The organism is Micromonospora sp. NPDC047620 (genome assembly GCF_043205005.1).
GTDB lineage: Bacteria > Actinomycetota > Actinomycetes > Mycobacteriales > Micromonosporaceae > Micromonospora.
Genome location: NZ_JBIDDG010000035.1, coordinates 26,530 through 48,383, shown reverse-complemented (window position 1 = coordinate 48,383; position 21,854 = coordinate 26,530). Strand labels below are relative to the sequence as shown.

26 protein-coding genes are annotated in these 21,854 nt (G+C 72.0%); 10 read left to right on the top strand and 16 right to left on the bottom strand.

Translation table 11 applies throughout. The features are described from left to right. Positions 1-50: 50 nt before the first annotated feature. Positions 51-1,052 (bottom strand): hypothetical protein, encoded by a 1,002-nt coding sequence (locus ACGF5C_RS29750; protein ID WP_393306940.1) that lies wholly within the window; start codon positions 1,050-1,052, stop codon positions 51-53. Further along, positions 1,046-1,612 carry a hypothetical protein gene (locus ACGF5C_RS29745; RefSeq protein WP_393306938.1) on the bottom strand — a complete coding sequence of 189 codons (567 nt, stop codon included), beginning with the start codon at positions 1,610-1,612 and terminating at the stop codon, positions 1,046-1,048. Before ACGF5C_RS29745 ends, ACGF5C_RS29750 begins: the two co-directional genes overlap by 7 nt. Positions 1,613-2,203: 591 nt before the next feature. Here ACGF5C_RS29745 and ACGF5C_RS29740 point away from each other — a divergent pair. Continuing rightward, the gene (locus ACGF5C_RS29740) at positions 2,204-2,983 is read left to right on the top strand and encodes a prepilin peptidase (protein WP_393306936.1); all 780 of its coding nucleotides are present in this window, start codon (positions 2,204-2,206) and stop codon (positions 2,981-2,983) included. A gap of 132 nt (positions 2,984-3,115) precedes the next feature. On the opposite strand, the gene ACGF5C_RS29735 is transcribed toward ACGF5C_RS29740, so the two are convergent. Further along, complete coding sequence (locus ACGF5C_RS29735; RefSeq protein ID WP_393306934.1) at positions 3,116-3,727, bottom strand: phosphatase PAP2 family protein; 612 nt, start codon at positions 3,725-3,727, stop codon at positions 3,116-3,118. Between the two features lie 195 nt (positions 3,728-3,922). Between ACGF5C_RS29735 and ACGF5C_RS29730 the strand changes: the two genes are divergently transcribed. Both ACGF5C_RS29730 and ACGF5C_RS29725 read left to right on the top strand, forming a co-directional pair. Further along, positions 3,923-4,681, top strand: coding sequence for a glycosyl hydrolase family 65 protein (locus ACGF5C_RS29730; RefSeq protein WP_393306932.1), 759 nt, complete (start codon positions 3,923-3,925; stop codon positions 4,679-4,681). Positions 4,682-4,757: 76 nt separating this feature from the next. Beyond that, positions 4,758-5,249: a GNAT family N-acetyltransferase gene (locus ACGF5C_RS29725; RefSeq protein ID WP_393306930.1), complete on the top strand. Its 492-nt coding sequence runs from the start codon at positions 4,758-4,760 to the stop codon at positions 5,247-5,249. Here the strand turns inward: ACGF5C_RS29725 and ACGF5C_RS29720 are convergent. The 3 genes from ACGF5C_RS29720 to ACGF5C_RS29710 all read right to left on the bottom strand — a co-directional run bounded on the left by ACGF5C_RS29720 (position 5,193) and on the right by ACGF5C_RS29710 (position 7,263). Beyond that, positions 5,193-5,699 carry a hypothetical protein gene (locus ACGF5C_RS29720; protein WP_393306928.1) on the bottom strand — a complete coding sequence of 169 codons (507 nt, stop codon included), beginning with the start codon at positions 5,697-5,699 and terminating at the stop codon, positions 5,193-5,195. The two genes, ACGF5C_RS29725 and ACGF5C_RS29720, sit on opposite strands and share 57 nt — an antisense overlap. A gap of 122 nt (positions 5,700-5,821) precedes the next feature. Continuing rightward, positions 5,822-6,433 carry a hypothetical protein gene (locus tag ACGF5C_RS29715; RefSeq protein WP_393306926.1) on the bottom strand — a complete coding sequence of 204 codons (612 nt, stop codon included), beginning with the start codon at positions 6,431-6,433 and terminating at the stop codon, positions 5,822-5,824. A 251-nt stretch (positions 6,434-6,684) separates the two neighbouring features. After that, positions 6,685-7,263, bottom strand: coding sequence for a TetR/AcrR family transcriptional regulator (locus ACGF5C_RS29710; RefSeq protein WP_393306924.1), 579 nt, complete (start codon positions 7,261-7,263; stop codon positions 6,685-6,687). A 137-nt stretch (positions 7,264-7,400) separates the two neighbouring features. On the opposite strand from ACGF5C_RS29710, the gene ACGF5C_RS29705 reads away from it, so the two are divergent. Then, the gene (locus tag ACGF5C_RS29705; RefSeq protein ID WP_393306922.1) at positions 7,401-8,978 is read left to right on the top strand and encodes a carboxylesterase/lipase family protein; all 1,578 of its coding nucleotides are present in this window, start codon (positions 7,401-7,403) and stop codon (positions 8,976-8,978) included. A 73-nt stretch (positions 8,979-9,051) separates the two neighbouring features. Here the strand turns inward: ACGF5C_RS29705 and ACGF5C_RS29700 are convergent, their stop codons facing one another. From ACGF5C_RS29700 to ACGF5C_RS29690, 3 genes are all read right to left on the bottom strand, one after another. Continuing rightward, the gene (locus tag ACGF5C_RS29700; protein WP_393306920.1) at positions 9,052-9,576 is read right to left on the bottom strand and encodes a hypothetical protein; all 525 of its coding nucleotides are present in this window, start codon (positions 9,574-9,576) and stop codon (positions 9,052-9,054) included. Positions 9,577-9,656: 80 nt separating this feature from the next. Beyond that, positions 9,657-10,166: a hypothetical protein gene (locus ACGF5C_RS29695; RefSeq protein ID WP_393306918.1), complete on the bottom strand. Its 510-nt coding sequence runs from the start codon at positions 10,164-10,166 to the stop codon at positions 9,657-9,659. Between the two features lie 35 nt (positions 10,167-10,201). Next, a complete protein-coding gene (locus tag ACGF5C_RS29690; RefSeq protein ID WP_393306916.1) occupies positions 10,202-10,792 on the bottom strand; it encodes a TetR/AcrR family transcriptional regulator in 591 nt (196 codons plus the stop codon). A 47-nt stretch (positions 10,793-10,839) separates the two neighbouring features. Here ACGF5C_RS29690 and ACGF5C_RS29685 point away from each other — a divergent pair, with 47 nt between their 5' ends. Further along, the gene (locus ACGF5C_RS29685; protein ID WP_393306914.1) at positions 10,840-11,445 is read left to right on the top strand and encodes an HXXEE domain-containing protein; all 606 of its coding nucleotides are present in this window, start codon (positions 10,840-10,842) and stop codon (positions 11,443-11,445) included. A gap of 57 nt (positions 11,446-11,502) precedes the next feature. Here ACGF5C_RS29685 and ACGF5C_RS29680 read toward each other — a convergent pair whose 3' ends face one another. Further along, positions 11,503-13,152: a hypothetical protein gene (locus tag ACGF5C_RS29680; protein WP_393306912.1), complete on the bottom strand. Its 1,650-nt coding sequence runs from the start codon at positions 13,150-13,152 to the stop codon at positions 11,503-11,505. A gap of 242 nt (positions 13,153-13,394) precedes the next feature. Then, complete coding sequence (locus tag ACGF5C_RS29675; protein ID WP_393306910.1) at positions 13,395-13,799, bottom strand: hypothetical protein; 405 nt, start codon at positions 13,797-13,799, stop codon at positions 13,395-13,397. Between the two features lie 139 nt (positions 13,800-13,938). On the opposite strand from ACGF5C_RS29675, the gene ACGF5C_RS29670 reads away from it, so the two are divergent. Next, on the top strand, positions 13,939-14,637 hold the full coding sequence (locus ACGF5C_RS29670) for a permease-like cell division protein FtsX (protein WP_393306908.1): 699 nt from the start codon (positions 13,939-13,941) through the stop codon (positions 14,635-14,637). Between the two features lie 347 nt (positions 14,638-14,984). Here ACGF5C_RS29670 and ACGF5C_RS29665 read toward each other — a convergent pair whose 3' ends face one another. Together ACGF5C_RS29665 and ACGF5C_RS29660 are read right to left on the bottom strand one after the other, a co-directional pair. Next, positions 14,985-15,527 (bottom strand): RNA polymerase sigma factor, encoded by a 543-nt coding sequence (locus ACGF5C_RS29665; RefSeq protein WP_393306906.1) that lies wholly within the window; start codon positions 15,525-15,527, stop codon positions 14,985-14,987. Positions 15,528-15,807: 280 nt separating this feature from the next. After that, positions 15,808-15,951, bottom strand: coding sequence for a hypothetical protein (locus tag ACGF5C_RS29660; protein ID WP_393306904.1), 144 nt, complete (start codon positions 15,949-15,951; stop codon positions 15,808-15,810). 333 nt (positions 15,952-16,284) lie between these two features. Between ACGF5C_RS29660 and sigJ the strand changes: the two genes are divergently transcribed. Next, positions 16,285-17,229 (top strand): RNA polymerase sigma factor SigJ, encoded by a 945-nt coding sequence (gene sigJ, locus ACGF5C_RS29655; RefSeq protein ID WP_393306902.1) that lies wholly within the window; start codon positions 16,285-16,287, stop codon positions 17,227-17,229. 93 nt (positions 17,230-17,322) lie between these two features. Further along, positions 17,323-18,516 (top strand): NAD(P)/FAD-dependent oxidoreductase, encoded by a 1,194-nt coding sequence (locus ACGF5C_RS29650; protein WP_393306964.1) that lies wholly within the window; start codon positions 17,323-17,325, stop codon positions 18,514-18,516. A 91-nt stretch (positions 18,517-18,607) separates the two neighbouring features. Here ACGF5C_RS29650 and ACGF5C_RS29645 read toward each other — a convergent pair whose 3' ends face one another. The 3 genes from ACGF5C_RS29645 to ACGF5C_RS29635 form a co-directional block, all read right to left on the bottom strand. Continuing rightward, a complete protein-coding gene (locus ACGF5C_RS29645; RefSeq protein WP_393306900.1) occupies positions 18,608-18,955 on the bottom strand; it encodes a hypothetical protein in 348 nt (115 codons plus the stop codon). A gap of 69 nt (positions 18,956-19,024) precedes the next feature. Beyond that, positions 19,025-19,339 carry a hypothetical protein gene (locus tag ACGF5C_RS29640; RefSeq protein WP_393306898.1) on the bottom strand — a complete coding sequence of 105 codons (315 nt, stop codon included), beginning with the start codon at positions 19,337-19,339 and terminating at the stop codon, positions 19,025-19,027. 391 nt (positions 19,340-19,730) lie between these two features. Beyond that, complete coding sequence (locus ACGF5C_RS29635) at positions 19,731-19,991, bottom strand: MafI family immunity protein (RefSeq protein WP_393306897.1); 261 nt, start codon at positions 19,989-19,991, stop codon at positions 19,731-19,733. Between the two features lie 645 nt (positions 19,992-20,636). Here ACGF5C_RS29635 and ACGF5C_RS29630 point away from each other — a divergent pair. Together ACGF5C_RS29630 and ACGF5C_RS29625 are read left to right on the top strand one after the other, a co-directional pair. Continuing rightward, positions 20,637-21,146, top strand: coding sequence for a GNAT family N-acetyltransferase (locus tag ACGF5C_RS29630; RefSeq protein WP_393306895.1), 510 nt, complete (start codon positions 20,637-20,639; stop codon positions 21,144-21,146). 140 nt (positions 21,147-21,286) lie between these two features. Then, on the top strand, positions 21,287-21,598 hold the full coding sequence (locus ACGF5C_RS29625; RefSeq protein WP_393306893.1) for a hypothetical protein: 312 nt from the start codon (positions 21,287-21,289) through the stop codon (positions 21,596-21,598). The last annotated feature ends 256 nt before the right edge of the window (positions 21,599-21,854 follow it).

The following is a 21,854-nucleotide window of genomic DNA, read 5'->3' as shown; positions in this document are numbered from 1 at the left end:
CACCTCCGTTCGGGACTGCGGGGCTCGCAAGAACGACGCGTTTCTCGCGCTCACTCGGACACCACCTGTAGTTCGTTGATCCGGACCGGGACGGTGCCCGTCGTCCGGGTGAGGGAGATGACGCCGCTCTCGCCGTCGCCGTACCAGGTCACGGTCCAGTGCGTGGTGGCGCGCACGCGGTAGTCGCCGGCCTTCGGGTAGCCGCTGTCGTAGCCGCAGTCGGGGGAGTCCTGGCCGGCGTGCTGGCCGTCGGCCCGGTACGGGGTGCCGGCGCCGTAGCAGGTGACCTCGCCGCCGTTGCCCATGTCCCAGACGATCCGGTCGAACGTCGCCGTGATCTTCACGGTGAGGCCCCGGTCGGTCTCCGACGCCTCCCGGGTCGGCCCGAAGTACTTGGGATCGTCGTTGCTGCCCCACATCCAGACCGGCAGCCCGACCAGGCCGGGACCGTTGCTGCGGCGGGGGGCGACCGCGATCCGGGGCGCCGCGATGGTGATCTTGGCTAGTGCCCGCCGGGCGAGTTCCTCCGGGTCGGGCGGCGCGCCGAAGCCGGGCGGCGGGGCGTCGAGCAGGACGTCGGTCTCGGTGCCGAGGTCACCGCCGTTGCAGGTGCGCGTGTACCACTGCTTGCCCTCGGGGGCCTCCTGCTGCGGCTCGGAGAGCTTGTAGTAGCAGCCGTCGCCGTTGTTGAACCAGCCGAGCACGTCGTCGTAGCACTTGACCGTGCGGCCGTTCCACTGGCACTTCCCGCCGCCGCCCCCGCCGCCACCCGGGTCGCCGCCCCCGCCGGTGTCCCCGCCACCGCCCGGGGTGCCGGGGTCGTCGTCCCAGACGCTGCAGTCGCTCTGCCCGGGCGGGCACTCCGCGCCGGGGTCCGCGCGCCCGGCCGCGGGTGCGGGCACGGCCGCCCCGAGCGCCAGCAGCAGTGCCAGGCCGGCACCGGCGAGCGCCCGGCGGGTCGCCCGGGCCCGGGTGCCGGCGGTACGCGTGCGGGTCGCCCCGGCCTCGCTCGGCGCGAGGGCCGAGGCGACCCTTCCTCCCCAGGTCAGCACGGCAGGTCCTCGTGGGCGGCGCCGGCGCTGATCAGCCAGCGGCCGTCCGGGTAGCGGGTGGCGGTCGCGGTGGCCAGGTGCCGGGTCCCCCCGGTGCCGGGGACGACCCGCTTGTCCCTGGCGTAGACCAGGCGGTAGCCGGTCGCGTCCAGGCAGTCCTGGATCTCCACGGTGGGCGGGCTCGAATCCAGGCTCACCGACGTCACGGTGGGGTCGGAGACCAACGTGCCGGTACGCATCGCGCCGTGCTCCTTCGCCTCGCGGATGGACAGCTGGACCCGGGTCAGCAGCGGGTCGGCGAGGAACCGCGACAGGTCCGGGTGGTGGGGGTCGCTGCGCCCGCTCGCCGTGCGGGACGCGGCGAGGTATCCGGCGTACGCGGCCAGGGCCGCCTTCCTGGCCGCCTGCTCGTCGGCGTCCCGGTGGGTCGGGGTCGGGGCGCCGCCGGCGGGAGCAGCCCGGGTGGTCGTCGCCGGGTCGGCGCCGCAGGCCGTGACTGTCGCGATCGCCGCGATGGCGAGCAGGCGGGCCGTCGACCGGCCGAGCTGCCGTCCGCGCACGTCGTGCCTCCTCGGTGGCCGTCCGGAGGCCGGTGCACTGGTCTCCGGGCATGCGGCGGCGCGGCCGAATGGGGCCATCCGGACCTGTCGGAAAGCGTCGTCGCATTCGCCGTTACGGATATCCACAAATGCAAGCCCTGGGTCGTCCTCGTCGTTTCGTCGCGGGGTTGCACCGCACCCAATGGGCGAGCATAGGCTGGCGTCCGCCGATGCAACAGAGGCAATTCAGATGAACACTGTGAGTGATGACAGGTGGTGGCGACGGGTGATTGCGGGCAGTGTGGTCGAATCGTGTCGCGGGGTTGCGCAGGGCGGTCAGGAAAGTCGACGCGCTGGGAGTCCGCCCAGCGGGCGAGTGGACGTCTTGGTCGCCGGGGACTGTCCCGGACGCGGCGTCTGGTCCGATCCGTCCCCCGCCCCGACATATCGACATTCCATTCACATGGGATTCCCGCTCATGTGGTCGCGCCATTTCCGCGTGCATTTCCGCGATTCCGGCGGGAGGGGCGCTGGCCGTCGCGCCCGTTACCGGGCGGCCGGGGCGTCACTACCCTCCGTGTCGTGCCCCGGCGTCCGGCGGGAGGACCGCTCATGGCGCTGACCGAACCGCCGGTGCTGGCGGAGCCCGCCGGGCCGCCGCCGGTCGCCTCCCGTGCCGCGCGGGCGCTGGCCGTCCTCGCCCTCGGCCCGGTGCTCCGCCTCGCCGCGATCCGGTACGCCGTACCGCCGGGGGTGGCCACCAGGACCGGATGCGACGCCTGCGGCGCTCCGATCGGGCTGGCCCGGCCGTGGCCGGCGCTGGGTCCGGCGGCCCGGTGCGGGCGGTGCCGGGGGCGAGTCGGCCCGCCGCCCGGCGCGGTCGAGCTCGCCGTGGCGGCGGCGCTCGGGGTGCTGCTGCTGGTCGGTCCGCCCGCCGCGGTGCTGGCCGCCACCGCCTGGTGGCTGGGCTGGGCGATCCCCCTCGTCTTCGTCGACACGGCCGTGCACCGGCTGCCGGACCGGCTCACCTGGCCCGCCGCGGCCGGCACCTGGCTGCTGCTCGGCGTGGCCGCGCTCGCCGGGGCGGGTCCGGCGCCCTGGCTGCGAGCCACCGTGGCCGGGGCGGGGCTGGCGCTGTTCTTCGCCACCACCACGCTGCTGCTCGGCCGGCGCGGGTTCGGCCTCGGCGACGCCAAACTGGCGCTCGGCGTCGGCGCCCTGCTGGGCTGGTACGGCTGGGCCCTCCCGGTGGCCGGGCTCGTGCTCGCCCTGCTGCTTTCCGGGCTGGTCGGTGTCGCGCTCCTGGCCACCCGCCGCGTCGGCTGGCGCAGCCACCTCCCCTTCGGCCCCTTCCTGGCCCTCGCCACCGCCACCACCCTCCTCCTCCCCTAACCCGCCCGCCCCCCCGCTCCCGCGATCTTGCATTTGCGGCCCGCGATGTGGGCTGATTTGTGCGCTTTGCCAGGGCGGGAAGTGCAAGATCGCGGGGAGGGAGCGGGGGCGGGGGGCTGGGGCGGTGCGGGGTTAGTGGCGGGCGGATGTGGGCCGGGTGGGGATGGGGCGCTCGGCATGGCGGGCGCGGCGTTGGAGCAGGCCGGCGGCGGGGCGGGCGAGCAGCGGCGTGAGCAGTGCGGTGACGAGGGCGCCGAGCAGGACGCCGACGACCACGTCGTGCGGGTAGTGCACGCCGACGAAGGTGCGGGAGAACGCGGCCAGCGCCGCCACCGGCAGCGCGACCAGCCCGACCCGGCGGGACAGCAGCAGCGTCGCCACCGCCAGCCCGCCCGCGATCGTGGAGTGGTTGCTGGGGAAGGACCAGTCGCCCGTCGGCGGGCAGTGCCCCGCGATGATGGCCAGCTCGGTCGCCACCGCCCGGCAGGGGCGCTCCTGGTCCACCACCACCTTCAACGCCTCGCTGCACCCGTACGCGAGCACCACCGCCACCGGCGTCACCAGGGCGTACGCCCGGCCGCGCGGGCCGCCCCCGAGGCGCGACACGGCCGCCACCAGCCACAGTGCCCCGAGCAGCAGGATCGCGGCCTCGGTGAAGTGCCCGGCGAACCACTGCACCGGTTGCGGGGTGTCGGCGGCGAAGTCGACGATGTCCCGGTACCACTCGACGCTGATCTCTGGCACATCCGTCGTGCCTGCATCAACCATGGCTCGCCTCACCAATCGTTCATACCGCGTTTACCTCGCGGACAACCCTGGAACACCTGGAAGTCGGACGCAGTGTGCGTTGGTCGGGCCGGGACCCTGACTTTCGTCTCAGCGATCTCTCAGCCCGGTCTGCCACGGTCGACCCGGTACGTCGGACTCCCTGGAGGCGCTGTGCACGACACCCCGACCGCCGATCGGCCGCCGACCGCGCCCGGGACCGGGACCGGGGACGACGAGGCCTGGCGGATCCGGCGTACGGAGGCGGACCTCGACCGGCTCGCCGAGACGGAGTCGATCTTCGCGCTGGGCCTGCCCGCCAACGAGCGGGTGCCGGAGCGCTCCGACCTCGTGCTCGCCATGCAGCGGTGCCCGGGGGAGTTCACGGCCGACGAGAAGGCGCGCAACGTCGCCTACTACGAGGCCCGGACCGTCCGGGACTCGTCGCTGTCGGCCTCCCCGCAGGCGGTGCTCGCCGCCGAGGTCGGGCACCTCGACCTGGCGTACGACCTGTTCGCCGAGTCGGTGCTCCAGGACCTGGCGGACCTGGGCGACAAGACCGGCGACGGGCTGCACCTGGCGTCGCTGGCCGGGGCGTGGCTGGCGCTGGTGCAGGGCTTCGGCGGGCTGCGCGACGACCGGGACGTGCTCTCCTTCGACCCCCGGCTGCCGGCGCGGATCGACCGGCTCGGCTTCTGCCTGCGCTGGCACGGCCACCGGCTGCGGGTCACCCTGAACCGGGACGAGGCCCGCTACGAGCTGCCCGACGCCGACCCGGAGACCGGCATCGAGGTGTGGCACCACGGCGAGCGGCTCCGGGTCACCGGCGCGGGGGCCGTGGCCCGGCCGATGCCCCCCGTCCCCGACCCCGGCCCCGAGCCGCCCTCCCCGCCCGGCCGCCGCCCCACCCGCCGCTCCGCCGGCGAGCGCTGACGTGTAAGGAAGGGCACCTTCCTAGCGTTTTTTGTAGAGGAAGGGTCCCTTCCTTGCACATGGGTAGGGTGGCACGGTGCCCAACCTCCAGCGGCTCGCCGCCCACCACGCCGCCGCGCTGGTGCGCTTCGAACGCGTGAACCGGGAGTGGTTCGCCCGGTCGGTGCCGGACCGGGGCGACGCGTACTTCGCCGACTTCGACGCGCGGCACGCGGGGCTGCTCGCCGAGCAGGAGACCGGGGCGTGCCACTTCCACGTCCTGGTCGACGCCGACGGGGCGGTGCTGGGCCGGTTCAACCTGGTCGACGTCGCCGACGGCGAGGCCGAGCTGGGCTACCGGGTCGCCGAGCGGGCCGCCGGGCGTGGGGTGGCGACCGACGGCGTCCGCCGCGTCGCCACGTTGGCCCGCGAGGCGTACGGGCTGCGTCGGCTGACCGCCGAGACGACCCTGGACAACGCCGGCTCGCTCGCGGTGCTGCGCCGTACCGGCTTCACGCCGGTCGGCGAGGTGTCACTCGACGGTCGCCCCGGCCTGCGGTTCGTCCGCGAGTTGACGGCCGACGACTGACGCGCCGGTCATCCGCTCCCGGACGGCCTCCAGCGCCTCGAAGGCGTACGCCCAGTTGTGGCACTTGAAGCTGCGCAGCCCCTCGATCGGGGTGCGGCAGTCGGCGCAGCGCACCCCGACGATCGCGTCCGGGACCTCGGTGTTGACGTACTTGCGGTCGCCGAGGATGACCGTCGCGATCATCATCCGGTCGTGCACGCCGGAGAGCGCGGAGGAGACGATGTCGTACCAGTTCACCCGTCGGCCGCACTTCGGGCAGTCCGGCTCGTCGCCGCTCACCCACAGCGGGGCGCCGATGCTGCGCAGCGGCATGCCGAGCAGCTTCTCGATGCGTCGCACGTCCGACTCGGGCGTCGTCCACCGGTGTCGGCCGGGCAGCGAGGCGGGCGAGTCGTAGACGGCACGGAACAGGACCGGGTCGAGTTCCACGGTTTCGCGCTGACGGGTCATCGGCGTGCCTCCTCACGGTGGGTGCCCCCACCGTCGCCGCAGGTGGGGGCAGGCTCAACCGGATCAACGACACGGCGGGGCCGGCGGATCGCCGTCGTGGCCGACGACATCCGCCGGCCGGTTCAGCCCTGCGGTGGCGGCGGCAGTTCGGCGTGCCGCACCTGGTAGCCGCCGTCGGTCACCGGGGCGAAGGGCGCGGGCGCCATGCAGGTGCCCACGCTGCCCTCCCGCCACTGCCCGTCCGGCCCCTGGTCGGCGTTGACCACCGTCCAGGAGAAGCCGACGCGGTCGCGGCCCGGCCCGTCGTACACGCTGAAGCCCAGCCGCCGTCCGACGAGGTCGGCCGCCAGCGCGTCGGCCTCGGTGACCACGGCGGTGAGGGTCGCGGTCCGCGCGGCCGTGACCAGGCAGTCGACCCGGGCCGCGAAGCGGACGGTGGTGCCGTCCGGCGCGACCCGGTGGGCGACCCGGACGGTCCCGGTCGCGTCGGTCGGCAGGCCGTGCGGCGCCCCGGGCATGGGTCGGGTGTACGGGGTGGCGCGCGCGTCGAAGCTGAAGCTGCGCACGTCATGGTCCGGCGCGAACGTCAGCCGGATCTCGCCGCTGCCGGTCACACGTGCGGTCCCGGCAGGCTCCCGGTCTGCCGTCGCCGAGGCGGTGGCGCCGGACGTGCCGGCCAGGGCCACGCCGACCACGATGGCCGCCGCGCCCAGTCCACGCAGTGTCGTCCTCATCGGTCCTCCTGAAAGCGGTGGCGACTCCTCGTCGCCCTCGCGTTCCAGGCTCCCGGCCCGCCGCCGGCGACACCTCCCGCGACGGCGTGAGTCGTCTCCTCCCCACGGGGGACGCCCCGCCGCCGGCCGTGCCGCTGACGCCGTGCCCCGTGGGTGGTGGACGTCATCGCCACGGTGACGCGGCGACGACCGACGCGTCGACCGGGAGAACGGGCGGACGACCGACGGGGCGAGGCGGGGCAGCCCTGCGGTCAGCCGGTGATCTTCGCCAGCGCGCGCAGCCCGGCGACCACGTCGGCGCCGGTGACGGGGTTGGCGGGGTCGGAGAGCAGCTGCATGATCACGCCGGACATCAGCGCGAGCTGGACCATGCCGAGGGTGCGTACGGAACGTTCCGGCACCTCGGCCTCGGGGACGCTCTCCAGGATCGCGGCCATGCCGCTGCGCCCCTGCCGCATGCCCTCGGTGAGCTGCGGCAGCAGGTCGGGCTGCCGCTGGGCCCGCAGGAACAGGTCGATGGAGACGAGCCACATCTTCGGGTGGGCGCGGGCCTGCGCGAGAAGCTCGTCCCACATCCGCTCGTACGCCTCGGCGGGGCTCGTGCCGGGCTCGTCGGCGGGGACGAGCGCGCGCCCGGCCACGTCACCCCACTCGTCGAGGATCGAGAACAGGGCCTGGAACAGCAGGTTCTCCCGCGAGCCGAAGTGGTAGCCGATCGCGGCCATGCTCACGCCCGCCGTGGTGGCGATGTCGCGCACGGTGGTGCGGTCGAAGCCCTTTTCCAGCAGGCACGTCCTGGCCGCGGCGAGGAGCGCTTCCCGGTTTCCCATGGTCGGCAGGGTAGCAACCTCTGGAGCGAATGTCTCAGGCAAACGCCTTAGGCGAACGCCTTGCGCGATCGCCCAAAACTGGCCTACGGTTCTCGGCACGACCACTCCGGTCCCGTCCACCCGACAGGAGAGCCACCATGGACAGCCCTGCCCGATTCCGGAAGCGCGCCCTCGCGGGCCTTGCCGCCGCCGCGCTGGCCGCCGTCGCGATCGGCGCCGCCCCGCCGGCCGCCGCCAAGTCCGGCGACCCCGCCGTCGTCACCACCGACAAGGGCGCCGTCCGAGGCGTCCTCCACGGTGGCCTCCGCTCGTTCCAGGGCATCCCGTACGCCGCGCCGCCCGGCCGCTGGACCTCACCCGAGCCCGCCGCTCCCTGGCCCGGTGTGCGCGACGCCACCCGCCCGGGCCCGCCCTGCGCCCAGCCCGTCGGCCTACCCGTCGGCGTGCCCGGCGAGGCGGAGGACTGCCTGCGCCTGAACGTCACCACGCCCGGCCGCGAGGGCGACGGCCTGCCGGTGATCGTGTGGATCCACGGCGGCAGCATGATGTTCGGCACCGGCGACATGTACGGGCCGAACCGCCTCGCCGCCGACGCCGTCGTGGTGTCGATGAACTACCGCCTCGGCGTCATGGCGTTCCTCACGCACCCCGCGCTCGACGCCGGCTCGGCGTACGGCTCGGGCAGCTTCGCCCTCGAAGACCAGCAGGCCGCGCTGCGCTGGGTGCGGGCCAACATCGACCGGTTCGGCGGCGACGCCGGCAACGTCACGATCATGGGCCAGTCCGGCGGCGGGTACGCCGTCTGCGACCACCTCGCCTCACCGATGTCGGCGGGCCTGTTCGACCGGGCGATCATCCAGAGCGCGCCCTGCGCCACCGGCGGCTCCCGCACCCGCGCCGAGGCGGAGGCCGACAGCGCCGCCGTGATCAGGACCGTCGGCTGCGCCGACGCCGCCGACGTGGCCGCGTGCCTGCGTTCGGAGGAGACCACCGTGGCCGAGCTGCTGGCGGCGTACGGGCCGTGGGGCGAGCCGCGCCCGGTGGCCGGGACGCCGCTGCTGCCGCTGAGCCCGGCGGAGGCGCTCCGCACCGGCCGCTTCCACCGCGTCCCCGTGCTCGTCGGTGTGAACCACGACGAGGAGAACGGCATGTACGCCGGGATGGAGGTCAACCCGGGCGGGAAGCCCATCCCCGCGGAGGCGTACGAGTCGACGGTCCGGGAGCAGTACGGCGCCGACGCCGACGCGATCCTGGCCCGCTATCCCCTGTCCGACCACGACAACTCCGCCGGGCTGGCCCTGTCGACCATCGGGACCGACCGGAACTGGGCGAAGCCGACCTACGACACCGCGAAGCTGCTGTCGAGGTGGACGAAGACGCACATGTTCGAGTTCGCCGAGGAGAAGACGCCGTGGTTCGTGGGCTACGACGAGCCGAGCTTCCCGTGGCGAGCCCAGCACATGGCCGAGCTGGCGTACCAGTTCGACATGGCGCTCTTCCCGGCGCTTACCCCTGAGCAGGACCGGCTCGCCGACCGGCTGATCGGCGCGTGGACGCGGTTCGCCGAGGACGGCAACCCGAACGGCGGGCGGGACGGCGGCTGGCAGCGGTTCACCGACCGTCGCCCGCACGTGCAGTCGCTGACCTCGGGGCGCTGGAAGCCGACCGAGTTCACCCGCGACCACCAGTACGCTTTCTGGTCCAGCCTGAGCTGACAGGTACACCTCACCGAGCGGCCCCGGCGTGCACGCGCCGGGGCCGTCCCGTGTCTCCCGGCGGTCCCCGCCGCTAGCGGTCGTTCAGCATGAGTAGCACCGTCCGGTGCTCGACGTCGAGGAACGCCACCCGCCCGCGCGTGGCGGGCGGCGCCTGGTCGTACGACCGGCTGTGCAGCCAGCGGGGAGCGGCCGGGACGTGCGACCGCAGGTCGGGCCACACGTCGGCGGGCGTGTTCCCGGGATCGACCTGGGCGGGATCGCCGGCCGCGAAGGGCGCGAAGTCGTACTGCTCCGCCAGCCTCCGCGCGTCCTGCGGATGCAGCCTGACGACGGCCTGGTACGCCCAGTCGGTCGGACCCGGGGCCCGGGAACACGGATCGCCCAACGCGCGAGCCTGCCAGTGGATCTCGGGATAGTCGCCGAGACCCGGCAGCTCCTCCGGCGGCTCCCAGCGGTCCACCCGGACCTCGGCCTCCGCCTCGTGCACCGACTCCTGGCACCCCTGCGCCTCGCGCGGCGCCGCGCCGCCGCAGCCGGCCGTCAGCCCGATCGCCGTGACGGTGATGGCGGCTCGTGCGAGCGTCCCTGTCCTCATGGCGAGGACAGTAGAGGGTCGGCGCTCACCCCTCGCCGGGCCGACGTGGCTCGGGACTCACGTCAGGATTGCCGTGGCTGTCAGTCTTCGTAGAGCGGGTGGTCCGTGGTGTTCGGCTCCGTGTCGTCCACACCGATCGCCCGCAGGTCGGCCGTGTTGAACGTCAGGTCCGCGCGGTCGCCGAGCATCACCGCGACGAGTGCGTCGAGCATCTCCAGGTGGTTCTCGCGCGACTCGGCGGTGAGGGCGTCGATGCGCTGGCTGGCCGCCATGACGCGCTCGCCCTCCGCCCCCGCCTCCTCGACCTTCCGGATCAGGAGGCCGGCCTCCAGGAACCCGGACCACGGAGTGCGCAGCGCGAAGAACGAGTCGGCCGTCGAGGAGAACAACATGAACAGCACCCGGTGGGTGAGCGTGTCGACGCCGTCCCGATGCAGCCGCAGGCCGAAGAGTTGCTGGAGCCCGTCGAGCATCGCCACGTAGTGCGCCTTCAGCGTCGCGTTGTACGCCGACGAAGCGGGGTGGTAGCCACCGAACCCCCGCTCCTGCGCGCCGAGGTAGACGCGGACGAGGTCGCGTCGGTCGTACATGCGGCACTCCTGGGGACGAATCGACAACGCCCGTTTCAGGCGTCGACGGCGTCGCCGGCCCGGCCGGTCAGAGCTTTCCAGGCGGTGTCGACGAGTTCGTGGACGTCAGTGTCCGTCAGGGTGCCGTCGACCAGCCAGCGGTATACGAGCGGGCCGGCGAGGAGATCGCGCGCGATGGCCGGCGAGGTGTCGGACGGGAGGTCGCCACGGGCGATGCCGCGCTCGACGACGTCGGTGATGGTGCCGAGGCGGGGACGCAGGTACCGCTCCCGCAGCGGCGCGGCGAGGTCGTCGCGCCCGATGCTGTCGGCGAGTACGCCGAGGATGACCGGCGCCAGGCCGGCGAGTCGGTCGACGAGGCCGCGTGCCAGCTGGTGCAGGTCGGCGCGGGTGTCGCCGGTGTCCGGGGCGGGCGCGACGGGCACCGCCTCGGCCAGGGCGTCGACGACCAGGCTGGCCTTGTCGGGCCAGCGACGGTAGACCGTCGGCCGGGTCACGCCGGCGCGGCTGGCCACCTTCTCGATGGAGAGGGCGCGGTAGCCGCCGTCGCGGAGCAGGTCCAGGGTGGCGCGCAGGATCGCCGCGTCGGTTTCCGGCCGCCGCGGTCGGCCTCGGTCGTTCGCCACGTCACATCCTCTATAATTTACGGTACGTATCGTAAATTATAGGTTCCATGACTTCGCAGAGGGACCGAGCCCTCCCCGCAGCGGCCACCTGGGGGCTGCTGGCGGCCTGGGCGATCCACGACGCCGAGGAACTCGCCACCATGGGCGGCTGGCTCGACCGCGCCCGCCCACGGCTGCGGGCCCGCTTCCCGCAGGTGCCCGAGCGGGTGTGGGACCACCTCCGGGTCAGCCCGGCGCAGGCACGCATCGCCATCGGCGCGATGGGCGTCGTGATGGCCGCCGCGGCGGCCCGGGGCGCTCGCACCGGCGGGCGCAGCGGCTTCTACCAGTCCGCCCTGGTCGGCTTCGGCCTGCACGCGGGCGGGCACGTCGCCCAGGCCGTGGTCACCCGCGGATACACCCCCGGCGTGGTGACCGCGCCGCTGGTCGTCGCCCCGTTCTCGCTGTGGGCCTGGCGGCGCCTGCGTGCGGCCGGCGTACCCCAGGCCGGTGGCGGTGCCGCAGCGGGCGCGACCCTGCTGCTGCCGCTCGTCGCCGGCGCCTGTCACGCCGTGGCCCGCGTCCTGGCACCGGAGCGGCCACGATCTGACGGCCTGAGGCGACGTCATCCGCCAACCGTAGCCGCTGGCTCAGCGAAGCCCGCGTACTTCTGACACGGGATGGGGCCGGCCCCCGGACGGAGACCGGCCCCATCGAAGCCACGGTGCGGGTTACCGGACCACGACGACGTGGCTGGCCCGCGCGTACAGGAACGTCTGGTCGCCGCCCCACTGCACGGTGTACGTGTACTCGCCGGCCGCGCCTGGCGTGTCGGTGAAACGGAAGCTCCCGTCCTCGGCCGGGGTCACCGGGGGGAGGTAGACCGTGGTGATGTCCTCGCCGTTGACGATTCGCCACACGCTCAGCGTGGTGCCCGGGGTGAGTGGCCGCCCGGGGGTCTCCAGCACGCCGCTGAACCGGAGCTGCCGGCCGGTGCTGGCCGTGCTCGGCCCGGTGAGGCTCAGCGTGGACGGCTGCCGGGCCACCTCGACGGTGGCCGCCGCCTGACTCCAGCGGAAGGCCGAGTTGCCGTCCCAGAGCACCTCGTAGTGGAGGGTTCCGCCGACCGGCGGCGTGTCGGTGATGCTGAAGGTGCCGTCCGCGGCGGTCGTCAGCGGGGCGAGCGTCGCACTGGTTCCGTCCGGGTGCCGGCGTGTCACCACCAGCGGCTGCGCGCCGGGCGCCGACCCGTCGGACAGGGTGAGCCGGCCGGTCACGGTGAGCGGGACGAGTGCGGTCCCGGTGGCCGGGGCGGTCGCGGTCACCGAGGACGGCGCCAGGGTGGCACCCCGCAGCCGCCACAGGGTGTAGCGCCCGGTGGACATCTCCAGCAGCACGGTGAAGGCGTCGGTGCCGGAGAAGGTGAGTGCGCCCTCCACCACCTGGCCGGCCGGGTTGTCGGCGGTGTGCTGCTTCGTGGTCGTCGCCGCGTCGTACACCGCGATGCGGGGGCCGGCGAGCTCGATGCGGTCACGGGAGGCGCGTGCCCCGATGACGTGGGCGCCGTCCGGGCTGAGGGCGACGGCGTGCGGGAAGCCGACGAAGGTCGGTTCCTCGCCGTACGCGCCGACGCGGGTGACGCTGGCGGTGTCCCAGATGTCGTACCGGTACGGCGAGTCGAACGCGGTGATCGCCTTCGAGCCGTCCGCCGTGATGGTGATGTCCCGCAGGCGGCCGAGGCTGTGGGTGTGGCCGTCGATCACCCCGCGGAGGGTGGCTGGGGTGGTGCTGACGTCGTACACGTACAGGTCGGCCGGACTGATCCCGTTCTCGCCGGCCACCACGGTGGACCCGGCGGCGGCGACCATCGGCGGGCCGTACAGGCCGCTGGCGATGCGGACCGGCTCGGGCGTCGTCGCGGACAGGTCGAGACCCACGACACCGCCGCTCCAACTGTTGGTCGGACCGTGCCCGACCCAGAGACGGTCGCCTGCCAGCGACAGGTACGTCGGGTAGGGGAAGGCGGCCAGGTCGAACCGCCGGGTGACGGCGAGGGCCGCGGTGTCGATCTCGGCGATCTCGTTCGAGCCGTTGAGCGCCGCGTAGAGGCGGCTGCCGTCCGGCGTGACGGCCAGGCCGTTCGGCTCGACGAGCCCGGTGATGGCGCCGACCGGGGTGCCGCTGTCGTCGGCGACGACGATCCGGTCACTGGCGGAGATGAAGAGCCGGCCGTTCCCGGCGGCGATGTCCTTGACGAACTTCACCCCCTGCAGAGCCGTGCTGGTGTCCGCGGCCTGGGCGGGTGCGACGGCGGCGACGAGCCCGGCCGCCGCGACCAGTGTCGACGCCAGGGCCGAGCGGGCCACTGTGCGGAACCGCATGCGCGGTCTCCCTTCGGTTGATACCCCGTGATGCCCGGCGGGCCGGCGGCCTGTGATCGGAGGCCGGCGCCGGGGCGGGCGGCAAGATCGCCGCTCCATTGGTATAGGGCGATGTCGTCGCCGGAGGCGTTACGCGGGGCACGCTTCGAATCCGGGAAGCCCTCGGCCTGCGCGGGGGCACGATGATGCTCAGCGAGGCCGCCGACAAACGGCCCCGGCACTCGCACAAGCCAAGATCAGCGCTAACGATCTGGCAGGAACTGCGCTGCCCACATCGCCTTCGCCCGTACCTTCGGATCCGCCCTGAGCTGGGTGAGGATGTGCCGGGCTCGCACAGGGGCACCCTCGACGAGGTCCAGGATTTCGGCGGACAACCCGTCCTGGTCGTCCCCCAGGTCCCGAGCTGCCGTGTGAAGCAGGACCGGCAACGACTCCACTCCGGCGATGCGGGCCAACGCGGTAGCGATGGCGTCGCGAGCGAAAAAGTTGCCCTCGCCGAGGTAACGGTCGAGGTGGGCTTCCAGGGCAGGCAGCAGCGCCGCGTCGCGGCTGGCCACGAGGTCGTCGACGATGTCGTAGACCTCGGTGCCGTCGTCGTCCTCTTCCGGCTCATCGATGCGCTGGACGAGTCCATCCACGCTTGCCATGCAGGAAGCCTATGGCCCCTGGCGAACGCGTCCAGCCGAGGAACCGGTAGTGCAGGCCGGCGGGAACGCACCCGGCCAGCCGTTTCCGGCCAAGACCTTGGGGTCATTCGATGCCTCGCGCCCACCTACGATCTGACCCATGCGTCGCGTCGCGCCGGTACTGGCCTTGTTGCTCCTGGTCGCTCTGTCCGCTTGCACCTCCGAGCCGAAGGACGCCGGGCACACGACGTTGACCGTCCTGTTGGACCGCGATGTGACGGCTGCGCAGAAAAGTTTGGTGGAGCAGCGGCTACGCGCGATGCCGAGCGTGGAGGGCGTCGCCTTCGAGACCCGCGAGCAGGCCTACGAAAAACTGCGGAAGGACTCGCCGGACCTGGTGGCGGACCTGGATCCGGAGAACCTGCCGGAGTCCCTTCACGCGACTGTCACGGACGCATCGGTCGCCGAGGCAGTCGATCTGGTGATGGGTACGGTCGACGGCGTCGAGTGGGTTGGGCTCAAGATCGCCGATGCTGATCCCCTGCCGTCGCGGATCGGGGCGATCGTCCGGCTGGAACCGACGGCTACGGAAAAGCAGCGAGCCGCCGTAGAGGAAGCCGTCCGGGCGCTACCCCGCGCGGAGTCGATCGAGTTCGAGGAGCGCGACGCCGCCTACGAGCGCCTGCGTAAGCAGTGCCAGGGCAAGGGCGATCTGGCCGCGCAACTCGACTCGCAGGTGGCGCGCGCTTCGCTGCGGCTCCAGCTTCCCTTGAACGGGAAGGGTGGGACCGGGCTACCCGAGATCGAACGCCTTGACGGCGTCGAGGCGATGCGCCTGGTGCCGGTGGCGATGCTCTGAGTGGCGCCGCCCGAGCGGCCAACGGGGGGAGCGGCGCCGCCCGGACCGCGACGCATTCCGGCGGGTCAGTGAGTCGAGTTCGCCGTCGCCCCTACGTCGTCCTTCTTTTCAGCTCGCAGCGACCGTCGGTGCAGGAGCGCTGCAGGCGCCCCCTCGAAAGCGTCTGTACGAGGCCGACAGCCCAGCACATTGGACATCCGCGGAGTGCGAGCAGGCCAACGGGGAACAGCAGCAGGCTCACCGGGCCAACGACTGGCAGGAGTGCGATCGAGCCGATCAGCCCGCCGAACCCGACCAGGCCACGGGCGAGGTGCCGCGCCAGCGATTGGCTGGCAAACGAGGGACCGTCAACCATCGATCATTCCTCCCTGCAGGGCGCGGTGCACCGAGGCACGGGCGCGGTGCAGCCGGGACTTCATCGCGGCCGTGCTGAGGCCGAGCGCGTCGGCGACGGCCCGGCCCGGGAAGCCCTGGATGTCCCGCATGATCAGCACATGACGCTGGTCGGCGGGCAACGCGGCGATCGCCTCGGCGACGCGGCCGGCTTCGAGGCGTTGCAGCACCTCGTCCTCGGCCGACGCCGTGGCGATGTCGGCCAGTGGCGCAGGGCGTTGGCCGACGAGCCGCAGCTGGCGCAGGCATTCGTTGCGTACGATCCGAAACATCCACGATGCCAGCGCCCCAGAGGCACGCAGCGTGCCAATCTTGCGGTAGAGGATGATCAACGCCTCCTGCGCCGCATCCTCGGCATCTTCGGGCGTGGCGCACAGCGTGTGCGCGAACCGCCGCACGCCCGGGTACGAGCCGCAGACCAGTGCGGTGATCGACGCGATGTCCCCGCGCTGGGCGGCGAGAACCAACTGCTCGCTCGGCCATGCCGTCTCAGCCACGGGAACGTCCCCTCCGCCGCCGCAGGAATACGGCGCACATGCAGACCACGAGGGCTCCGACGGCGATGGCAACCCACCATACGAGCTCCATGTCATCCTCCAGTTCTCCGCCGGCGTGTCTCGCCGGCACAGGTAAGAGGCGATGAGCCCGTCAGAGGATTCGGGTCCTGGCCGACCAGTTGCAACGGCCGAAGGCTGCTCGTCCGCATTCGACGAGAAGGCAGCCACCTGTACGAAGATCGTCCGGAATTCAGCGGAGCCGATCTTCTGCGGACGCGGGCTACCCCAGGGCCTGCCGGGCGGCCTCGCCCATGGGGTCGTCGCGGGTGGGCAGCTGCTGGATGGTCGGCAGCACCTCCTCCTGGAAGACGCCGTGCATCCGGCGCAGTTCCCGCGCCGGATGCTCGGCGTCGTCGACCCGCACGTCCCAGAGCGGGAAACAGTCTTGTTCTTTCCCGGGCGGCTGGTGAAGATCGAGGAAAGGGAGCTTGGACCTGCGCCTGTTCACCGACGTCCGGAGCGGAGCCTCGGCAGCCCACGGTCTACGCCACCTCCATCGAGTTGCCGAGCGCTTGAGGACCAGGAGCAGGCGGACGACACCGAACCGCCTGGTTGCACTGCCCACGGACGTCGGTCGAGGTCGTGTGACCGGCTTGCCGTTGGCGTGCGGTGTGGCGAGGACAGCAGGGCCCAGGTAGGGCCATGACAGGTGGCTTGCCGGCGGTGCAGAGTCGAGGTAGCTGGTTAGGCTCGGACCATGCCCCTTACCGCGGACGATGCCGACCGGTTCGAGGCATTCAGGCCGCGCCTGGAAGCCATCGCCTACCGCCTCCTCGGATCTGCGGGGGAGGCCGAGGACGCCGTGCAGGAGGCGTTCCTGCGCTGGCATGCCGCCGACGTCGACCGCATCGAGGTCCCCGAGGCGTGGCTGACGAAGGTCCTCACCAACCTGTGCCTCAACCAGCTCACCTCCGCACGGGCGCGCCGCGAGACCTATGTGGGTCAATGGCTCCCCGAGCCGCTGCTCGCCGGGGACCCCATGCTCGGCCCGGCCGACACCGCCGAGCAGCGCGAGTCGGTCTCGTACGCGGTCCTCACCCTTCTGGAGCGCCTCCTACCGAAGGAGCGGGCGGTGTACGTGCTGCGGGAGGCCTTCGACTACCCGCACCGAGAGATCGCGGAGATCCTCGACATCACCGAGGCTGCCAGTCAGCAGATCTTCCACCGCGCCAAGAAGCACCTCGCGGACGGCAAGGCCCGCACCGAGATCGACGAGGCAGCCGCCCGGCGGATCGTCGAGGAGTTCCTGGCGGCCGCCACCAGCGGCCAGACCGAGCCGCTCGTGCGCCTGCTCACCGCGGACGCCATCGCGATCGGCGACGGCGGCGGGAAGGTTCCGGCCCGGGCCAAGGCGTTCGAGGGCACCGTGGCGGTCGCGAAGTTCCTGCGGGGCCTGTTCAAACCCGGCGAGGCCAAGCGCGCCCTGGCCGGCGGTGCACCCGAGGTCTACGCCTGGACCGCCAACGGTGACCCCGCCGTCGTGGCGGTCGTGGACGGCAGGGTCATCGGCGTCATGTGCCTGGAGGTCACGGCCGAGGGCATCGCCGCGTTCCGCAGCCAGGTCAACCCCGACAAGCTCGAACGCGCGACCGCGCACTGGACGGCCAGCAACCACGGGAAGCCCCTGTTCAACGCCTTCTAGCCGTCGTGTGAGGTGCTTCACATGGCGCTCCTGTCAGGAAACGGCGGGCCGTCCGGTTCAAGTGGCGAACCCGCGGAAGACAGGAGCAGGGAAATGCAGCACCGCATCATCGTCCTCGGAGCCGGGTACACCGGAGCCGTCGCCGCCGGCCGGCTCGCCAAGCGGCTCCGCCGCGAGAACGTCGCCGTCACCCTTGTCAACGCCGAGCCCGACTTCGTCGAACGCGTCCGGATGCACCAGTTGGCGGTGGGCCAGCACCTCAAGCCCCGGCCATTCAGCGAGATGTTCGCGGGCACCGGCGTCGAACTGAGGCTCGCGAGGGTCACCGGCGTCGACGTCGACCGCAAGACCGTCGCCGTCACCGACGCGAACGGCTCCGAGGAACTCGCCTATGACACGCTCGTCTACGCCCTCGGAAGCGGCTGGAGCGCCCAGGGAGTCCCCGGGGCTGCCGAGCACACCCATGAGATCGCCAGCCGTTCCGGAGCACTCCGACTGCGCGAGCGCCTGGCCCGCCTCGACGCCAGGCAGACCGTGGTCGTCGTCGGCGGCGGCCTCACCGGTTTGGAGGCCGCGACCGAGATCGCCGAGGCCCGCCCCGACCTCGACGTCGCCCTCGCCGTCCGCGGCGGTCTCGGCGACTGGCTCTCGCCAAAGGGCCGCGCGCACCTGCGGAAGGTCTTCGGCAAGCTCGGGATCACCGTGCACGAGCACGCCGCCGTCACCGGCGTCGAAGCCGACGGCGTCGCCACGGCCGACGGCAAGACCATCCCGGCCGCAGTCACCGTCTGGACCACCGGCTTCGTGGTGCATCCGATCGCGAAGGCGACCGCCCTGGAGGTCACCGGCACCGGCCAGATCGTGGTCGACGCAACCATGCGCTCGGTCTCGCACCCCGACGTGTACGCCGTCGGCGACGCGGCCCACGCGATGGGACCGGGCAACAAGCCGTTGCGGATGTCGTGCGCCTCGGGCATCCCCACGGCGTGGCAGGCCGCCGACGCGATCGCGGCACGCCTGACCGGCGGGAAGCTCCCGGACACGCCGCTGCGCTACTTCAACCAGTGCATCTCCCTGGGCCGCAAGGAGGGCTTGATCCAGTACGTCACCGCCGACGACCGTGCCGTGCAGGCGGTCCTGACCGGACGACTCGCCGCCGTCTACAAGGAGCTGGTCTGCAAGGGGGCCGCCTGGGGCGTCGCCAACCCGACGCTCGGGCTGCCGACCCGGCGCCGCATCACGCGGGAGCGGGCCGCGGCGGGCCCGGCCGTCAAGGCGCTGGGGTAGGGCTCGACGCGGGGCGGGCGGCCGCCGGAGCGTGTGCGCCAGCTTGGCTGTTTTGGCGGCGCCGCGTCCGCAGCAGGGACCGCGCGGCGCGCTAGTTGTTGGGCGAATACGCCCCGCGTCCTCGTATGTCGCCGTGGGTGCGCGCGAGCCGGCTTGCGAGGTAGTCGCTGAGCGACGTGGCTTCTGGCACCTCGGGGTCGCCGGTGCGGCCTGCGGGGGCGTAGCGAGTGTGCCGTAGTTCCGCCACGAACTCGGACACGGGCGCCCCGGCGTGTAGCCCGACGGTGATCGCGGTCGACAGGGCGTCGGTCAGGCCGGCCAGGGTGGAGCCGTGCTTGTCGACGTGCAGCGAGACGTGGGCGGACCGGTCAGCGGCGGCGGTAATGACGAGGCGACCGGGCGTGCCGTCCAGGACGAACTCGGCCGTGGTGCCTGCCATCCGGCGAGGTGCCGGTATCCAAGTTCGCCCAAGGTCCGCCATCGTCGGGTGCCCCTTCACGGTCACGCCTCACCCGGTGCCGGCGAGGACCTCGACACGGTAGGCAGCCGGGCGGGCCGGCGCCAGCGCGACACGGCATCCCTGGTGAAGCTGCCACCGGTACGGAAGCGCAAGCGGAAGGCGTGGACGAGCGACGAGGCGCGGCGGTTCCTGGAGTCGCCCCGCGCCGACGATGACCCGCTCTACGCCGCGTACGTCCTGGTCCTGGTGCTCGGTCTGCGCAAGGGCGAGATGTTGGGACTCACCTGGGCTGACATCGACCTCGACGCCGGAGAGCTGAGCGTCGACCGACAGCTCCAGCGGGTCGGTGCCGAACTGCTGCACCGGGAGACGATGACGGCCGCCTCGGACGCCACGCTGCCGCTGCCGGACATCTGCACAGTTGCCCTCGCCCGCCGCCGTGCCGCACAGTCGGTCGCCCGCGATGCCGACTGTCAGCTTGGGAATCGGGCTAAGTCGCGACCGCTGGGCGTAGTGCCGCCTGGTCATGGGAGTACGGGCGAGATGGCCAAGCGCTGCTGGGGGCCTTCGCTGGCTGGTGTTGACCCCTGTATCGGGCACGAGCCCAGGCGACGCCCGGGCTTGAACTTAACCCTGCCTTGTAAAGATCAGGAATGCATTGGGCCAGCATCGCTCATCGCCGGCAACCTGCATCGGCTTCTCCCGCGCTCACCTGCCATAAGCGCTGCCCTAACTCGCTACCCGAGACACGCTCTCAGTCCTCAATAAGCTCATCGAGTCTATCTGTTGATCTCGGAGTGCCCAGTTCTTGGGCGGCGGACACGAGACGCTCGTAGTAAGCCGAAGTAATCGAGAGGGAATCCTCATAAATCCATGAGCACATCGTATCGAAGGCCAACTTCTCTTCACCTACACTCATCAAGTGACGAACGTCGACAATGACCACTTCCGAAGTTAGAGGAGATTCCTCAAGCAGTTGTGACACGAGAGCCCGTATGTACTGATGTCGCTCCACAGGTAACGCTCCTCCACTTCGGAAAGCTGCGGGAACTCTATCGGTTAGCGGCCGCAATGCGCACCTTATAGGCGTCAGCAGCGTTCGCGGCTTCTAACATCCCGTCTGCCATCGACCCGCCCCACAGGGGAGCGGGCGGTGGTCTGCTCGGCTTGCTCAGGTCGATGGCAGGCGGGATGGCCTACCGCAACCACCCACGGGCGTGACCCGCCGAAGGTCTTCGGCCATCCTGTAGCCGGAGCGCCCCCGCCGGCGGCGCAGTAGCCGTAAGCCACGACCGCCGCCCTCCGGGCTTCCCGCTCTCCGCGCCAGCCACCGGCGTTCGGCGAGACGGCCGCGGAGCGACAGCGGCAGCGGCCGGCGCGCGCCAGGCGGCGGCGCATGCGGCCCGTTCATGGCCGCCTTGAAGACGTACAGAAAACTTGTCGGCGACGGTCATCACCTGGGTGTCCTCCGTCGGCTGATGTGCGACATGCGTCCGCCAACTGATCTGCGACAGGCGACGCGCCTCTCGCGGCATGAGAGCGAGGGGAGCGGTCGCCGCCTTCGACGCGTCACCGTCGGCCCTCACCGCCTGGCAGGCAGGCGGGTTAGCCGAGCGGGCACAATGCCGTGGTGGACTGGCCGTTGAAGGTGCGGGCCCCGATGGTTGACGGCGACATGGTGTTGCGTCCGTACAGCGCCGAGCGGGACGCATCCGACCTGTTCCGAGTGCTGGATGATCCGCCCGTTTGGCAGCACATCCCCGGCGGGGCTCCTGATTCCGCCGCTGCGCTGGCTACCCGGTTTGCCAGGCGCCTGGCTGACGGCCTACGTTCCACCTGGATCATCGAGGTCGCTGGTGCCGTAGCAGGTACCAGCTCCTTCGTCTTCGACCCCGCTGACGATGCCGGCGTGGAGATCGGGTCCACCTACCTTTCGCCGCCGCTGTGGGGTAGTGGCGCCAACCGGCGGGCGAAGCGGCTGATGGTGTCCGCCGCGTTCGACGGGGGCGCGGCGTGGGTGCAGTTCCGTACCGATGAACGCAACTTGCGCTCTGCCGCAGCCATCCTCAGTCTGGATGCAGTGGAGCTTCCAGCTCGGGAGGACCGGTGGATCCGAGCCGACGGGACGCGCCGGGTAAGCCGCTACTTCAGGCTTTCCTCACCGATTTGACGTCCAGCGCAAACCCCGGTCCCCATGCAGCGCCACTGTCGCGCATCAGGTGACGGAGAAGTGTCGCCCGTCAGTTGTCGGATCACACGCCGGCGGCCGGCCGCCACCCGTGCTCACCTGTTGGCGGGATGGTGGGGAGCATGAGCGTCCTTGCGCTGAGCGCATGGCCGCCATCGTCGATGTCGCTCGGGGAGATCGCACGTCGCAAGTCGGAAGCTCCGTTGCCCCGGCGATGGAGTCACGTTCAGGCGATAGCGGCAAAGGCCCGCGCCGTCAGCGACGCCGTTGCGGGGGAACGTGATGTGTTGGTCGCTTCCGCGTGGCTGCACGACGTGGGTTACAGCCCTGGCCTCGTCGACACGGGCTTGTGGGCGGGCTGGCGTGAGGCCGCCGGCTGGCCGAAGGAGGGAACGTTCCACTCCCTGCGGCACTTCTTCGCCACCACGCTCTGAGCAGCGGCTTCGAACCGCAGGACGTCCAGAAGGCGCTGCGGCACACCAACCAGCGAATCACCCTGGAGACCTACATCCACTGGCTGCCGAAGAAGGATCGCCCGCGCGGCGTCGTCGGGCAGCTCCTACGCCAAGCTGCCGCCAATCGGCCCGCCACCCCCGCAAGCCAAGATCACAGCTAGGCTGTGCCCTGGTTGTGCCCGATGATCTTTTCCCCGCGTTTACGCAGCTCAGAGACGGTAGATGGTGGGCCGCC